Source organism: Microbacterium imperiale (assembly GCF_017876655.1).
In the GTDB taxonomy this organism is placed as follows: domain Bacteria; phylum Actinomycetota; class Actinomycetes; order Actinomycetales; family Microbacteriaceae; genus Microbacterium; species Microbacterium imperiale.
In genome coordinates this window covers 1,806,250-1,820,637 of sequence record NZ_JAGIOK010000001.1, presented here as the reverse complement: position 1 = coordinate 1,820,637, position 14,388 = coordinate 1,806,250, and the positions used below count along the sequence as shown (strand labels likewise).

The window sequence follows — 14,388 nt, the reverse complement described above, 5'->3', positions numbered from 1 at the left end:
AGGATCCCCTCATGAGCACCCAGACCTTCCACCTGCCGGACGTCGGCGAAGGCCTCACCGAGGCGGAGATCGTGCAGTGGCGCGTCGCCGCCGGCGACGCGGTGGCGGTCAACGACGTCCTCGTCGAGATCGAGACCGCGAAGTCGCTCGTCGAGCTCCCGTCGCCCTTCTCGGGCACGGTCGGCGAGCTGCTCGTCGACGAGGGGGCGACGGTCGAGGTCGGCGCGGCGATCATCACGATCGCCGCCGAGGCGCCCGCCGCTGCGGCATCCCCGGCGGCCGAGGCCCCCGCCGCCGCTCCGGCTGCCCCCGCGGCTCCGGCTGCTCCCGCTCCGGCGGCGCCCGAGGAGAGCGGATCGGTGCTCGTCGGCTACGGCGGGGCCGGACAGGTGCAGTCGCGTCGCCGCAAGCCGGCCGAGGCGCCCGCCCGCGCCGCGGTCGGCGTCGTGGCCAAGCCGCCCATCCGCAAGCTCGCACGCGACCTCGGGGTCGACCTGGCCTCGGTCACGCCGACGGGCTCGGCGGGAGAGGTGACGCGTCAGGATGTCGTGAACCACGCGTCGCAGGCATCGGTGTTCCGCAACCTGCAGACGCCCGAGCGTCCCGAGGTGCGCGAGCAGCGCATTCCCGTGCCGGCGGCCGTCGTGACGGGCGAGCCCGCCGACGACCGCGAGGAGACCATCCCGGTCAAGGGCGTGCGCAAGGTCACCGCCAAGCACATGGTCGACTCCGCCTACAGTGCGCCGCATGTCTCGGTGTGGACCGACGTCGACGCCACGCGCACGATGGAGCTCGTCAAGCGGATGAAGGCCTCGCCCGACTTCGCCGACATCAAGGTCTCGCCGCTGCTGATCGTCGCTCGCGCCGTCGTGTGGGCCGTGCGCCGCACCCCGATGGTCAACGCCGCCTGGGTCGAGACCGAGGCCGGCGCCGAGATCCGGGTGCGCCACTACGTCAACCTCGGCATCGCCGCCGCGACCCCGCGCGGCCTGCTGGTGCCGAACATCAAGGACGCGCAGGACCTCAACATGCGCGGCCTCGCCCGCGCCCTCGAGAAGCTGACGCTCACCGCTCGCGAGGGCAAGACCACGCCCGCCGACCAGCAAGGCGGCACGATCACGATCACGAACATCGGCGTGTTCGGGATGGATGCCGGTACGCCGATCATCAACCCGGGCGAGTCGGGCATCGTCGCGATGGGAACCATCCGGCAGAAGCCCTGGGTCGTCGACGGCGAGGTGCGCCCGCGCTACGTCACGACCGTGTCGGGCTCGTTCGACCACCGCGTCGTCGACGGCGACGGCATGAGCCGGTTCATCGCCGACGTGGCCTCCGTGCTCGAGGAGCCCGCGCTGCTGCTCGAGTGACCCGGGCGGGGGAGTAGCCTCGGGCGCATGAGTGAGCGTCGCGTTTCGGCTCCGGACATCGACCCCGCGAACAAGCCGAAGGGGCCGGCGTCGTACTTCCCGAGTATCGAGAAGACGTACGGCCTGCCGGTCCAGCACTGGCTCGACATCGCGGCTGACCAGCTCGGCGAGGGCCGGTCGCATATGCAGGTCGTCGAGTCGCTCAAGACCGAGCACGGCCTGGGCCATGGTCACGCGAACGCCGTCGTGGCATACGTCAAGGCGAAGCTCGCGGACTGACCCGCGCGACGGCCGGCCGTCAGCCGGCGACCAGGTGCTCGATGAGGATCTGGGTGCCGATGCCGATGAGCACGATGCCGCCGATGATCTCGGCCGGCTTGCGCCAGCGCGTGCCCACGCGGTGACCGATGAGCACCGCGAGGAACGACAGGGCGAAGGTGACGACGCCGATCGAGACGACGGCGACCCACACCGGCACCATCAGGAACGCGAACGAGACGCCCACGGCCAGCGCGTCGATGCTCGTCGCGAGGGCGAGCAGCACGATCTCGCGCGCCGAGATGCCGGATGCCGCGACATCCGCGTCGTCGTCGGGCCGGAACGCCTCCCACAGCATCTTCGCGCCGATCGCGGCGAGCAGGGCGAAGGCGATCCAGTGATCGACGGGCGCGATGGCGTCGGCGAAGGTGCTGCCGAGCAGCCAGCCGATGAGCGGCATGACCGCCTGGGCGAGGCCGAAGGCGCCCGCGATCAGCAGCGCCCCGCGAACGATGTGGGTACGCAGCTGCAGGCCCTTGCCGAGTGCGACCGCGAACGCGTCGGCGGAGACGCCGACGGCGAGGATGAACAGCGCCCACGGCGACATGGCTCCTCCTCGGGGCGGTGATCTCGGGATGGTCGGCGATCGTCCGGCGTCGGAGCGCGGGATTCGCCGTCAACGAGCTTGCCAGTGACGGGCGGACGAAAATGGCCGAAAGCCCCGATTGCCAGCATTTCGGGCCTGCGAATCGTTCGGTCCGCCGAAATCATCGGCGGCACGCGAACTGGCGCGAGAACGATTATCAGTAACGTACAATCGTCGGCATGACCCGTCGTCTTCTTCCTGCGGCCGTGCTCGTCGCCGCGGCATCCCTCACCCTCGCCGGCTGCGCCGGCTCGGCCGCACCCGGCGCGAGCGGCTCGGGCGACAGCGGTGACAAGCTCAGCGTCGTGGCGTCGACGAACGTCTACGGCTCGCTCGCGGCCGAGGTCGGCGGCGACGCCGTCGAGGTCACCGCCATCATCACCTCGCTCGCGCAGGACCCGCACTCGTACGAGGCATCGGCGCGCGACCAGCTGACGGTGTCGGAGGCGGACCTCATCATCGAGAACGGCGGCGGCTACGACTCGTTCCTCGAGGGCCTCATCGACGCGAGCGGCACGGAGGCGCCCGTGCTCACCGCGGTCGAGTTCGCGCACGACTACCCGGGCGCCGAGGGTCACGGCCACGACGACCACGCGGACGAGGAGCACGCGGACGAGACACCCGCCGCGTCCGCCGACGCCGCCCCCGCGGAGGGCGAGCACGCCGAGGAGGAGCACGCCGACGAGCACGGTCACGACCACGCGGGTCACGACCACATCGAGGGCTTCAACGAGCACGTCTGGTACGACCCGCACACGATCGCGCACCTCGTCGAGGACATCGCGCACGAGCTCGGCGAGCTCGACGCCGACCAGGCCGAGACCTTCGAGGCGAACGCCGCCGCACTCATCGAGCGCATCGAGGGGCTCGAGACCTCGCTCGACGCGATCTCGGCCGACCACGGCGGCGAGAAGATCTTCGTGACCGAACCCGTGCCGGTGTACCTCGCCGCCGCGGCGGGGCTCGAGGACGCGACGCCCGCCGCTTTCAGCGAGGCGGTCGAAGAGGGGCAGGACGTTCCCCCGGCGACACTGCTCGAGGCTCAGCAGACGCTGCGCTCCGGCGACGTGCGCGTCGTCATCGTCAACGCCCAGACCGGAGGGGCCGAGACCACCGAGATGGTGAACCTGGCGGGAGAGCTCGACATCCCCGTGCTCGAGTTCACCGAGCTCATGCCCGACGGCGTCGACTACGTCGAATGGATGCAGCAGAACATCGACGAGATGTCGGAAGCGCTCGCCGGCTGAGCGAGCGCTCGCACCGCGGGCGGCGCGGCCGCCGCTACTCTTCGTCCGCCGTCGGGGCTGAGCCCTGGCGGCGGACGAGCGCGTTGAGGAGGGCCTGACCCTCATCCGCCGGCGCGTGCGCGGCGGAGACGTTCTCGCTCTCGACGGCGGCGACGATCTCGGCGCGCTGGATCCGGGTCTCGCGCGGCGCCTGGATGCCCAGCCGCACACTGTCGCCCTTGACCTCGAGGACCGTCACCTCGATGTCGTCGCCGATGAGCACCCGCTCACCGACACGTCTCGTCAACACCAGCACTCGATCACCCTACTTTCCGCGTCCGCGCGTCGTCGTCCCCCGCGCCGTGCGCGCTTGCGCCGTACGCATCCGCCTGTCGCCCGCTCACGCGGGGCTGATGACCGGCCGGTCGTCGACGGTGTCGCGGACGACGCCGACGGTGTCGATCGCGAGACCGCCGGCGGTCGCCTCGGTGTACGACAGGACCGGCACGCCGTCGGTCTGCGACGAGATGAGCCGTCGCACCGCCGGACGCAGCGACGGCGCGCACACGAGCACGGGCTCGGCTCCGGCGCCGGCCGATGCCAACGCCGCCTTCGTCGACGAGATGACCGCCTCGAGCCGCCGCGGGTCGAGAGCGATGTGCATCCCCTCTTCGCTCGGGCGCATGGCCTCGAGCATCGACTGCTCGAGCAACGGATCGATCATGACGATGCGCAGACGCCCCTGTTCCGCGAACCTCGTCGCGACCGCCGGTCCGAGCGCGGCGCGAGCGGCCTCGACGAGGACCTCGGGGTCGGTGGAGGTCTTCGCGCGCAGCGCGAGCGCCTCGTAGATGCGGGCGAGGTCGTTGATGGGGATGCGCTCGGCGAGCAGTCCCTGCAGCACGCGCTGCACCTCGGCGAGCGAGAGCAGGGCCGGGGTGAGCTCTTCGACCGCGGCGGGGCTGACCTGGCGCAGCGCCTCGGTGAGCTGCCGCACGTCCTCGCGGCTGAGCAGCCGCGCGGCGTGGGTCTGGATGACGCTGGAGAGGTGCGTGATGATGACGCTCGCGCGATCGACGACGGTCGCGCCGGCGAGCTCGGCGCTGTGGCGCATCTCGAGCGGCACCCACTTGCCGTCGATGCCGAACACCGGATCGGGCGACGATGCGCCGGGCAGCGCGTCGAGACCCGCCCCGAGCGCCAACATCGACCCGCGCGGAGCCACCCCGCGTCCCGCCTCGATGCCCGCGACGCGGATGACGTAGGTCGCGGGCGGCAGCTCGATGCTGTCGCGCGTGCGCACGGGGGGCACGACCAGCCCGAGCTCGGCGGCGGTCTTGCGACGCAGCGAGCGGACGCGGCCGAGCAGGTCATCGGGACCGCCGGTGACGAGGTCGACCACGTCGGGGGCGAGCAGGATCTCGAGGGCGTGCACGCGCATGCGCTCGGCGAGCTCCTCGGGCGAGTCGGCGCTGCGGGTGTCGGGCAGGGGCGCGTCCTCGGCCGAGGGGGCCGGGGTGCGCGAGCCGACCCGCTGGGCGATGAGCAGCAGCGTCGCGCCGATCGCGAGGAACGGCAGCATCGGCATGCCGGGGATGAACGACATGACGATCGCGGCGCCGCCGGCGATCGACAGCGCGTTGCGCGACTGCGTCAGCTGCATCGCCGCCGCCGTGCCCATGTCGGATTCGGCGCCCGAGCGGGTGACGATCATGCCCGTCGCGACCGCCATGAGCAGCGCAGGGATCTGGGTGGTCAGGCCGTCGCCGATCGTCAGCAGCGCGTAGGTGTTCAGCGCCTCACCGATCTCCATGCCGTCCGACATGACGCCGATCGCGACGCCGCCGACGAGGTTGATGATGATGATGACGAGGCCCGCGATCGCGTCGCCCTTGACGAACTTCGACGCGCCGTCCATCGCGCCGTAGAAGTCGGCCTCGGCGGCGATCTCCGCTCGGCGCCGTCGCGCCTCGGCATCCGTGATGAGGCCGGCGTTGAGGTCGGCGTCGATCGCCATCTGCTTGCCCGGCATGGCGTCGAGCGTGAAGCGGGCGCCCACCTCGGCGACGCGCTCGGCGCCCTTGGTGACCACGACGAACTGGATGACGATGAGGATGAGGAAGACGACGATGCCGATGACGAGCGAGCCGCCGACCGCGATCGCGGCGAACGCGTCGATGACCTGGCCGGCGTGCGCTTCGCCCAGCACGAGCTTCGTCGAGGCGACGTTCAGCCCCAGCCGGAACAGGGTCGCGACGAGCAGCAGCGACGGGAAGACGGCGAAATCGAGGGGCTTCTTCACGAACATCGCCGTCAGCAGGACGAGCAGCGCGAACAGGATGTTGGTGATGATGAGCACGTCGAGCAGCGGCGGCGGCACGGGGACGACGAGCAGCATGATGATGCCCACGACCCCGACGGGGACGAGCGACCTCTTGAGGATGTTCATCGGGGGTCCTTCCTCTGCGGAACGGTGTGGACGCCGCGGGCCGCGCCGCGGCGCTTGAGCCCGTCGACGAAGACGAGCACGCGTGCGACGGCGGTGTAGAGCTCGCTCGGGATCGGCTGGCCCAGCTCGCACGCGCCGTGGAGGGCGCGGGCGAGCGGGATGTCGCGGACGAGCGGCACCCCGGCCTCGTGCGCCCGCTCGCGGATGCGCTCGGCGATGATGCCCTGACCCTTCGCGACCACGCGCGGGGCCGACTTACCCGGCTCGTAACGCAGGGCGACGGCGACGTGGGTGGGGTTGACGAGCACGACGTCGGCGTCGGCGACGGCGGCGATCATCCGGTTGCGACTCATCGCCATCTGGCGCGCGCGACGCTGGCCTCGGACGAGGGGATCGCCCTCGGTGCTCTTGTGCTCATCGCGCGCTTCCTTCTTGGTCATGCGCGTGTGCTTGCGGTTGCGGCGCATGACCACGAGGACGTCGACGGCGGCGAGCAGGACGCCGACGGCGACGGCGGTGATCAGCAGCGAGGTCACGACGGACGAGGCGATCTCGAGCAGCCGCGAGATCGAATGCGCGCCGCTCATCATCAGCACCGGCATCAGACCCGCGACGACGAACCACAGCGCCAGCCCGATCGCGGCCGTCTTCATGAGGGCCTTCGCACCCTCCCACAGGGCCTGCATCCCGAAGAGGCGCTTGACCCCGGCGATGACGTTGAACTGCTCGTACCGCGCCGGCACCCCGCGCAGGTGGATGCCGCCCTGGGCGACAGACCCGACGACCGCGACCACCGCGACGGCCGCGAGCGCGACGCCGAGCATCGCCGGGATGCCGGCCAGCGCCGACCCGAGCGCGGCGACGGCGTGACCGGGATCGGGGTCGCGGATGACGGCGGCGACCTCGACGAACTGTGCCCGGCCGGCGTCGGCTCCCGCGCCGATCATCATCGGCAGCAGCGCCGCGACCGTGCCGATCCCGAGCCACGCCGACAGGTCCTGGCTACGGGTCAGCTGGCCTTTGCGGCGGGCCTCGCGCAGCTTGCGCCGGGAGGCCTTCTCGGTCCGTTCGCCGGTGTCATCGCTCATCGCGCGCCCCCGATCAGGAGACCGACCGCGTCGTCGGTCAGGGCGCCGACGACACCGGGCAGGGCGAGGATGACCGTGCCGGCGAGCAGGAACGTGAGGATGATCTTCAGCGGGAAGCCCAGCGCGAAGGCGTTGAGCGCGGGCGCGACGCGGCTCACGAGCCCCAGCGCGATGTCGGCGAGGAACAGCACCAGCAGAAGCGGACCGGCGATCTGCACCGCGGACACGAGCAGCTGCGACGCCGTGCCGATCATCAGCTCGGCCGGACGCGCGAGGTCGAGCACGCCGTCGACGGGGATCGCGGTGAAACTGCGCGCCAGCCCGGCCAGGATCAGCTGATAGCCGTTGGAGGCGAACAGCAGCACCAGGGCGATCATCTGGAACAGCCGCGTGAACTGCGCCCCGTTGACGTTCATCTGCGGGTCGAACGCCTGCGCGAGCTGGAAGCCGCCGAAGACGTCGATGAGTCCACCGGCGGACTGCACCGCGGTGAAGCACGCGAGGACGAGGAACCCGAGGATCGCCCCGGTGAGCACCTGCAGCGTGAGTGCGACGAAGAAGGGGCCGGTGCCGAGGCTCTCGTACCCGGGAGCGACGGTGCCGCTCAGCGCGAGGGCGACCCCGACGGCGACCATCGCCTTGATGCGAGCCGGGAACGCGCCGTACGAGAACGGCGGGGCGATGAAGACGAAGGCGGTGGTGCGGACGGCGGCGAGACCCGTCGCCTCGATCCAGGCGAAGTCGAGGAGGATCTCCACGTCACCCGCCCGAGAGGAGGTGCGGGATGCGGTCGAACAGCGCCTGCGTGAAGGTGATGGACTCGGCGATCATCCAGTGACCGCACACCACCAGGGCGATCGCGACGGCGATGGCCTTGGGCACGAACGAGAGCGTGACCTCCTGGATCTGCGTGATCGACTGCAGCAGCGAGATCGCGAAGCCGACCACGAGCGCCGTGATGAGCAGCGGGGCGGCGAGCTTCGCGGCGAGCACGACGCCCTGCATCCCGATGTCGAGGACCGCCTCGGGGTTCATCCGCCCGCTCCGTAGCTCTCCATGAGCGTGCGCAGGATGAGTCCCCAGCCGTCGACCAGGATGAACAGCAGGATCTTGAACGGCAGCGAGATCATCACCGGCGGCAGCATCATCATGCCCATCGACATCAGCGCCGCCGCGACGACGAGGTCGATCACGAGGAACGGCACGAAGATGACGAAGCCGATGATGAACGCCGCCCGCAGCTCCGAGATCATGAACGCCGGGATGAGCGTGATCATCGGGACGCTGGCCGGATCCTCCGGGTTCTCGGCGCCCGCGAAGCGCGTCATGAGAGCGAGGTCCTCTTCGCGGGTGAACGACAGCATCCAGGTCCGTAGCGGATCGGCGCCCACACCGACGGCGTCGGTGAAGGTCAGCGAGCCGTCGACGTAGGGCTGGACGGCCACCGTGTTGATCTCGGTGAGAACCGGCCACATGATGAACAGCGTCAGGAACAGCGACAGGCCCGCCAGCACCTGGTTGGGCGGGATCGTCGGCAGCGACAGCGCATTGCGGGTCATCGCGAGCACCACGAAGATCTTCGTGAACGACGACATCATCAGCAGCAGCGCGGGTGCCACCGACAGCAGCGTGATGCCGATGAGGGTGAGCACCGACGACGACGGCGTGCCGTCGATCCCGTTGATGTCGACCGAGATGCCTTCGCCCGGCGGGGGCGCCGAGGCGGCGACGAGCGCGAGTGCCCCGAGCACGCCGCCCGGGCTCACGCGCCCAGGGCGCGGCGCAGCACCTGGGCCGCGTCGCGGGCGGTCATCGTCGTCGGGCGCGATGCCCGCTCCGCGCGACCGAACGACGCAGCGGCAGGGGCGGGGCCAGGGGCGCCGCGTCGGCGGCATCCGTCTCGCGCGGGACGAGGACGGGGGCCGGGAGCTCCGCGGCGTCGGCTGCGGGCGCGGGGTCGACGCGATCGAGCATCGAGACGCCGGCCTCGGTGATGCCGAGGACGTAGCGCGCGCCGCCGATCTCGACGACCGCGACCTGCGCCTTGGGGCCGATGCCGCGCTTGGCGACGACGGTGATGTCGTCGTCGGTGCGGCCGCGGGTCGCGGTGCGCGCGCGTGCCCGCCCGGCGATGCCGGCGCCCGAACCGCGGGCGAGGCGGCGCTGCAGCAGCCACACGATCGCGAGCACGGCGCCGAGCGAGACGACGACGCGCAGGGCGAGCAGCAGGTCGTCGATGTCAGGCCTCCGCGTTCTCGATGATGCGGGTGATGCGCACGGCGTAGTCCTGGTCGACGACGACGATCTCGCCGTGCGCGATGAGGCGGCCGTTGAGCTTGACGTCCGCAGGGGCGCCGGCGGAGCGGTCGAGCTCGATGATGCGGCCCGGCTCGAGCTCGAGGACGTCGCGCACGGCCATCCGGGTGCGACCCACCTCGACGGTGAGCTCCATCTCGACGCCCGCGATCCGCTGCAGTCGACGCGGCGACGCCGCAGCCGGGTGCGACACGCGCACGGCGAGGCGACCGATCGTGCGGCCCGACTCGTCGACGAGGTCGAACACCTGCGCCGCCGGGTGCGCGAACAGCGCCGACGCGTCGCCGATCGACGGCTCGCCCAGCACGCTCGGCCCGAACGCCGTCGCCGCGGCATCCAGCGCGTCGCGCAGGCGTTCGACGAGCGTCAGCTCGGCGTCGGCGCCGACGAGCGCCGCGTGGTCGAGCACGACGACGGCCAGGGCCGCACTCGTGTCGCCGACCGACGAGACGATCACCGCGTCACCGGTCTCGCCCGACCCGGTCGCGGGACGAGCGGTGATGCGCGAGGCCGTCGGCAGGCGATCGGCGAACGCGGCCGCCGCGGCGGCTTCGTGGGTGGTGGTGCTGCTCATGGCGACTCCTCGGACAGCGAGCGGGAGAGATCGGATGCCGTCACGACGCAGGCCAGCCGCGCGCCGGCCGCACCCACGGCGGCGGCGGCGACCACCTGATCATCGACGGCGAGGTCGAGTGGTCGGTCCGCGGCGTGCGCGAGCGAGATGACGTCGCCCACCGCGAGGTCGAGCACGTCGCCCGGCAGCACCGCGCGCGGCGTGAGGCGCAATGTCAGCTCGACGGGCGTCTCCTCGACATGGCGGCGCACGAGCGCCGGGTCGGCCGCGGCGCGAGGCGTCGACGCGGAGTGCGACAGCCGCTCGAGGAGCGGCGCGGCCGGCAGTGCGATCGTGGCGGTCTCGGTGCGGTCGGCCAGGCGCAGCGAGAAGCGCGCGACGACGACGAGGTCCTGCGCGCCGACGACCTGAGCGAACGCCGCGTTGTACTGCACCGCGCCCACCGTGAGCTCGCGCGGCAGCAGCGAGCCGAGCGCCGTGCGTAGGTGCGCCAGGGTCTCGTCCATCAGCGAGCGCACGAGCGCCTGCTCGATCGCCGTGAGGGCGCGCGGCTCCGGGAGCAGCGACCCGCCGCCGCCGAGCATCTTCACGATCCACGACAGCGCCGACGGCAGCGGGAACTCGATGATGGCCCGGTCGTCCGAGCTCGCGTCGGAGCACAGCACGAGCGTCGTCGTCGTCGGGAGCGTCGCGACGTACTCGTCATAGGTCTCGAGGCTCACGCGCTCGAGCGCGATGTGCGCGCGGACGCGGGCCTTCGCCGCCAGCTGCATCGCCCACTGGCGGGCGAACGCGTCGAAGGCGCCCGCGAGCGCGCGCGTGTGCTCGCGGGAGAGCGCTGCGGGTCGGCCGAAGTCGTAGCGCACCGGCTCTGCCGCGGCGGCATCCTCGGTTCGCGCGAGCGATTCGGTCCGGACGGTCTGCACGGCGGGGACTATCGGCCGCGCGCGGTGCCACGTTAGGCCGGGCCGGGAGGGGATGGGAGGGGATGGGGATGGGGGATGGGGGCCAGGTGGGGTCTCGCGCGGGGCTTGGGGCGCGGGGCCGGGGTTTGGGTCGGCCGTTGGGTTGGCTGTTGGGTTGGCAGGTTGTGCCCACTTGGCGCGGGGGATGGGGCTGTTGCTGCCAGGTGTAATCCTGCGCGGGGCTTGAGTTGGCGGGTTGCGCCCACTTGGCGCGGGGGACGGGGCTGGTGCTGCCAGTCGGAGCTCCGCGCCCGCTCCGGCGCGCCCGGGCGTGGGCGGCGGGGTCAGCCGGCGGCGTCGGCCGCGGCGAGACCCGCGAGCTCGCCCCGCACCTGGGCGTCGGCATCCGAGAGGACGACGATGTCGACGCGGCGGTTCTGGGCGAGAGCCTCGGCGCTCGAGCCCTCGGCGAGCGGTCGCGACGAGCCGTATCCGACGGAGCTGATGCGTTCGCGGGCGACCGCGCGCGCATCGACGAGGTACCCGAGCACACCGTTCGCGCGAGCGGTCGACAGCTCCCAGTTGTCGGCGAAGGGCGCCACGGCGGGGCGGTGGTCGGCATGGCCCTCGACCGAGATGAGGTGCGAGTCGGCGGCGAGGATCGCACCGGTCGCGTCGAGCACGGCCCGGGCGCGATCGCTCAGGTCGGTGCTGTTGGTGGCGAAGAAGGTCTCGGCGCTGATGAGCCCGATCGTCAGGCCCCGGTCGTCGATCGTGAAGGTGGCCGCGTCGCCCAGACCCTGCGCGTCGAGCGCTCCCTCGAGCTGCGCGCGCAGGGCGTCGAGCGAGCTGTACTCCTGCTCGGCCGGGGTCGGGCCGGTCGGCGTCGCGACGAAGCCCTCGCCCTCCTCCTCGACGAGCTCGGGCGGCACGACCACGCCCTCCGAGACGTCGCGCGACTCCGAGATCTCCGAGCCGAAGCCCGTCGCGAGCGAGGCGCGCAGCTGCTCGAACTTCTCCTGATCGACGTTGGACATCGCGAACATCACGATGAACATGCACATCATCACCGTGATCATGTCGAGGTACGACGCCATCCAGCGCTCGTCGGGGCCCTCGTGCGAAGACTCCATGACGCGGCGACGCCGCGGCGCGCTCATACGCCGGCGTCCGCGGTCTCGTCCGCCGCGGCCTTCGCGCGGCCGCGTCCGGGCTTGGATTCGGGCGCCAGAGCGCGCAGGCGCTCGGCGACGAGCATCGGCGGGTTGCCGGCCTGCACCGCCAGCATGCCCTCGGTCACCAGCGTCATCCGGTCGACCTCGATCTCGGCCAAGCGCTGCAGCCGGGTGCCGATGGGCAGCCAGATGAAGTTGGCCGACAGCAGACCCCACAGGGTCGCGACGAAGGCGGCGGCTATGAGGGGGCCGAGCTGGTCGGGCTTGTCGAGGTACTCAAGCACGTGGGTCAGCGACACGACGGTTCCGACGATGCCGACGGTGGGCGCATAGCCGCCGAGGGCGGAGTAGAACCGGGATGCCGTGCGGCGCTCGGCCGCCACGGTCGCCACCCGGTCTTCGAGCACGACACGCAGGTCTTCGGCGTCCGTGCCGTCGGCGATGCTCTGCAGCGCGTGGCGCAGCAGGGGGTCCTTCTCGTCGGCGACGGCGCTCTCGAGCGCGAGCAGTCCCTCGGCGCGCGCCTTCTCGGCGTAGCCGACGACCGTGTCGATGAGCGCCTCGGTCGAGCCCGTCTTGCCGACGAAGGCCCGCGGCAGCGCGCGCACGGCGGCGGCGGCATCCCGCAGCGTCCCTCCCGCGATGCCGATGGCGATCGTCGCGCCGAAGACCAGCACCATCGGGGCCGGAAGGAGCAGGGCGTTGATGCTCGCGCCCTCGAGCTGGATCATGGCCCAGAGCCCGCCGAAGGCGAGCAGGATGCCGATGAGCAGAGACGGATCCATCAGCTCTCACTCCCCGCGACGGAGCGATCGAGCGCGGTCGCGAGCACGCGGGCGCGGAACTCGACGATGCTCTCGATGACCGCCTCCATGGTCTCTGCCACGACGAAGGTGGCACCGTCGACGAGCGTGAGCGTCGTGTCGGGGCTCTCTTGCACCCGCTCGACGAGGTCGGGGTTCACGGCGAACCGGTGACGGTTCAGTCGTGTCAGAACGATCATGTCGCCCCTTCTCGTCGGCGGGTCCGGGCCGGCGTCGATACGGCGGCTCCGAGGGGACTGTCGGCACGGCGCGGCAGTCGGTTAGCGGCCGGCCGCAACCGCGGTCTCGGTCTCGCGGCGCGCACAACTCCTCAGATCCGGGCCGCCGGCGCCGGCTCAGCGGCCTGCCGGACCGGCTCGCCGCCGTTTCTGAGGAGTTGTGCGCGGACGCGGGTCAGCGCTTGAGGTTCGTCAGCTCCTGCAGGACCTCGTCGCTCGTGGTGATGATGCGGGCGTTGGCCTGGAAGCCGCGCTGGGCGACGATCAGGTTGGTGAACTCCTGCGAGAGGTCGACGTTCGACATCTCCAGCGCGCCGCTGACGAGGTCGCCGCGATCGTCGGTGCCGGCGACGCCGACCGCCGCCGCGCCCGAGTTCGCGCCGGCGCGGTACTGCGACGAGCCGGCCTTCTCGAGGCCTTCCGGGTTCTCGAACGAGGCGAGAGCGACCTGTGCGAGCACGGCGGTGGCGCCGTTGCTGAACGCCCCGACGAGGCTGCCGTCGGCCGAGAGCGTGTACGACACGAGGCTGCCGGGGGCGCGACCGTCCTGTTCGCCGAGCTTGACGGTGCGTAGGTCGGCGTAGCCGGTGACGCCCGACAGGTCGACGTCGACGCCGCCGGCGACGATGTTCGCGGGACCGGTGAGGCGTCCGTCGGTGAAGGCGAGCGACGTCGTCGCGGTGCCGTCGGTGACGTCCCAGCCGGCCGCGGTGCGGGTGAACGTCAGCGCGAGCTGGCGTGCGGCGCCTTGCGCGTCGTAGACGGTAACGTCGCGCACGAGCTGCTCGCCGGTGGCGGCATCCGAGGGCAGGTTGCCGCTGACGCTCGCGTTCGCCGTCGCCCGGCCCGGCGAGGTCGCGCCGACCGGCAGGGCGATGCCGCCGACCGGGCCGCCGGTGGCGACCACGCCGTCCACGGCGGTCCAGCCCTGCACGAGGGCGCCGTCCTTCGTGGTGAGCCGGCCGGCGGCGTCGAAGCCGAACGAGCCGTTGCGCGTGTACAGCGTCTCAGCGCCGTTGCGGACGACGAAGAAGCCCTCGCCCGCGATCATGAGGTCGGTGGGGACGCCCGTCGCCTGCTGCGAGCCCTGCGTGAACGTCGTGCGCACCGCCGCGATCTGCGTGCCGAGGCCGACCTGCGCCGGGTTCGTGCCGCCGGCGGCGGCCTGCGGGGCCCGGGAGTTCTGCACGATCTGCGACAGGGTGTCCTGGAACTGGACCGACCCGGCCTTGAAGCCCACGGTGTTGACGTTGGCGATGTTGTTGCCCGTGACGTCGAGCATCGTCTGGTGCGAGCGGAGGCCGGAGATGCCGGCGTAGAGCGAACGGAGCATGGGCTGTCC

At 71.8% G+C, this 14,388-nt stretch carries 17 protein-coding genes; 3 read left to right on the top strand and 14 right to left on the bottom strand.

The window, feature by feature from the left end; translation table 11 throughout:
• The first annotated feature begins 11 nt into the window (after nt 1–11).
• A complete protein-coding gene (locus tag JOF37_RS08965) occupies nt 12–1,367 on the top strand; it encodes a dihydrolipoamide acetyltransferase family protein (protein ID WP_210006506.1) in 1,356 nt (451 codons plus the stop codon).
• Nucleotides 1,368–1,394: 27 nt separating this feature from the next.
• The gene (locus JOF37_RS08960) at nt 1,395–1,646 is read left to right on the top strand and encodes a DUF4287 domain-containing protein (protein WP_210006505.1); all 252 of its coding nucleotides are present in this window, start codon (nt 1,395–1,397) and stop codon (nt 1,644–1,646) included.
• Nucleotides 1,647–1,665: 19 nt separating this feature from the next.
• Here JOF37_RS08960 and JOF37_RS08955 read toward each other — a convergent pair whose 3' ends face one another.
• A complete protein-coding gene (locus tag JOF37_RS08955) occupies nt 1,666–2,232 on the bottom strand; it encodes a manganese efflux pump MntP (RefSeq protein WP_210006504.1) in 567 nt (188 codons plus the stop codon).
• A 218-nt stretch (nt 2,233–2,450) separates the two neighbouring features.
• On the opposite strand from JOF37_RS08955, the gene JOF37_RS08950 reads away from it, so the two are divergent.
• A complete protein-coding gene (locus JOF37_RS08950; RefSeq protein WP_210006503.1) occupies nt 2,451–3,518 on the top strand; it encodes a metal ABC transporter solute-binding protein, Zn/Mn family in 1,068 nt (355 codons plus the stop codon).
• 34 nt (nt 3,519–3,552) lie between these two features.
• Here the strand turns inward: JOF37_RS08950 and csrA are convergent, their stop codons facing one another.
• The 13 genes from csrA to JOF37_RS08885 all read right to left on the bottom strand — a co-directional run bounded on the left by csrA (nt 3,553) and on the right by JOF37_RS08885 (nt 14,379).
• Nucleotides 3,553–3,807: a carbon storage regulator CsrA gene (csrA, locus tag JOF37_RS08945; RefSeq protein ID WP_372445439.1), complete on the bottom strand. Its 255-nt coding sequence runs from the start codon at nt 3,805–3,807 to the stop codon at nt 3,553–3,555.
• A 90-nt stretch (nt 3,808–3,897) separates the two neighbouring features.
• Nucleotides 3,898–5,946 (bottom strand): flagellar biosynthesis protein FlhA, encoded by a 2,049-nt coding sequence (locus tag JOF37_RS08940; RefSeq protein WP_210006501.1) that lies wholly within the window; start codon nt 5,944–5,946, stop codon nt 3,898–3,900.
• Entirely contained in the window at nt 5,943–7,034 is a 1,092-nt protein-coding gene (locus JOF37_RS08935) for an EscU/YscU/HrcU family type III secretion system export apparatus switch protein (RefSeq protein ID WP_210006500.1), read from the bottom strand. The genes JOF37_RS08940 and JOF37_RS08935 overlap by 4 nt, the downstream gene beginning before the upstream one ends.
• Nucleotides 7,031–7,792, bottom strand: a complete 762-nt coding sequence (locus JOF37_RS08930) for a flagellar biosynthetic protein FliR (protein ID WP_210006499.1) — start codon at nt 7,790–7,792, stop codon at nt 7,031–7,033. Before JOF37_RS08930 ends, JOF37_RS08935 begins: the two co-directional genes overlap by 4 nt.
• Before the next feature lies 1 nt (nt 7,793).
• Nucleotides 7,794–8,069, bottom strand: a complete 276-nt coding sequence (gene fliQ / locus JOF37_RS08925) for a flagellar biosynthesis protein FliQ (protein ID WP_210006498.1) — start codon at nt 8,067–8,069, stop codon at nt 7,794–7,796.
• On the bottom strand, nt 8,066–8,800 hold the full coding sequence (fliP, locus tag JOF37_RS08920; RefSeq protein ID WP_372445438.1) for a flagellar type III secretion system pore protein FliP: 735 nt from the start codon (nt 8,798–8,800) through the stop codon (nt 8,066–8,068). Before fliP ends, fliQ begins: the two co-directional genes overlap by 4 nt.
• A 43-nt stretch (nt 8,801–8,843) precedes the next feature.
• Nucleotides 8,844–9,224, bottom strand: a complete 381-nt coding sequence (locus tag JOF37_RS08915) for a flagellar biosynthetic protein FliO (RefSeq protein WP_210006496.1) — start codon at nt 9,222–9,224, stop codon at nt 8,844–8,846.
• A gap of 49 nt (nt 9,225–9,273) precedes the next feature.
• Nucleotides 9,274–9,924 (bottom strand): flagellar motor switch protein FliN, encoded by a 651-nt coding sequence (gene fliN, locus JOF37_RS08910; protein ID WP_210006495.1) that lies wholly within the window; start codon nt 9,922–9,924, stop codon nt 9,274–9,276.
• Complete coding sequence (locus JOF37_RS08905; RefSeq protein ID WP_210006494.1) at nt 9,921–10,850, bottom strand: flagellar motor switch protein FliM; 930 nt, start codon at nt 10,848–10,850, stop codon at nt 9,921–9,923. The genes fliN and JOF37_RS08905 overlap by 4 nt, the downstream gene beginning before the upstream one ends.
• Nucleotides 10,851–11,173: 323 nt before the next feature.
• Nucleotides 11,174–11,962 carry an OmpA/MotB family protein gene (locus JOF37_RS08900; RefSeq protein ID WP_245338133.1) on the bottom strand — a complete coding sequence of 263 codons (789 nt, stop codon included), beginning with the start codon at nt 11,960–11,962 and terminating at the stop codon, nt 11,174–11,176.
• Nucleotides 11,963–11,985: 23 nt separating this feature from the next.
• On the bottom strand, nt 11,986–12,789 hold the full coding sequence (locus JOF37_RS08895; protein WP_210006492.1) for a motility protein A: 804 nt from the start codon (nt 12,787–12,789) through the stop codon (nt 11,986–11,988).
• Nucleotides 12,789–13,007: a flagellar FlbD family protein gene (locus tag JOF37_RS08890; protein WP_210006491.1), complete on the bottom strand. Its 219-nt coding sequence runs from the start codon at nt 13,005–13,007 to the stop codon at nt 12,789–12,791. The genes JOF37_RS08895 and JOF37_RS08890 overlap by 1 nt, the downstream gene beginning before the upstream one ends.
• Nucleotides 13,008–13,221: 214 nt before the next feature.
• Complete coding sequence (locus tag JOF37_RS08885) at nt 13,222–14,379, bottom strand: flagellar hook protein FlgE (RefSeq protein ID WP_210006490.1); 1,158 nt, start codon at nt 14,377–14,379, stop codon at nt 13,222–13,224.
• Nucleotides 14,380–14,388 lie beyond the last annotated feature (9 nt).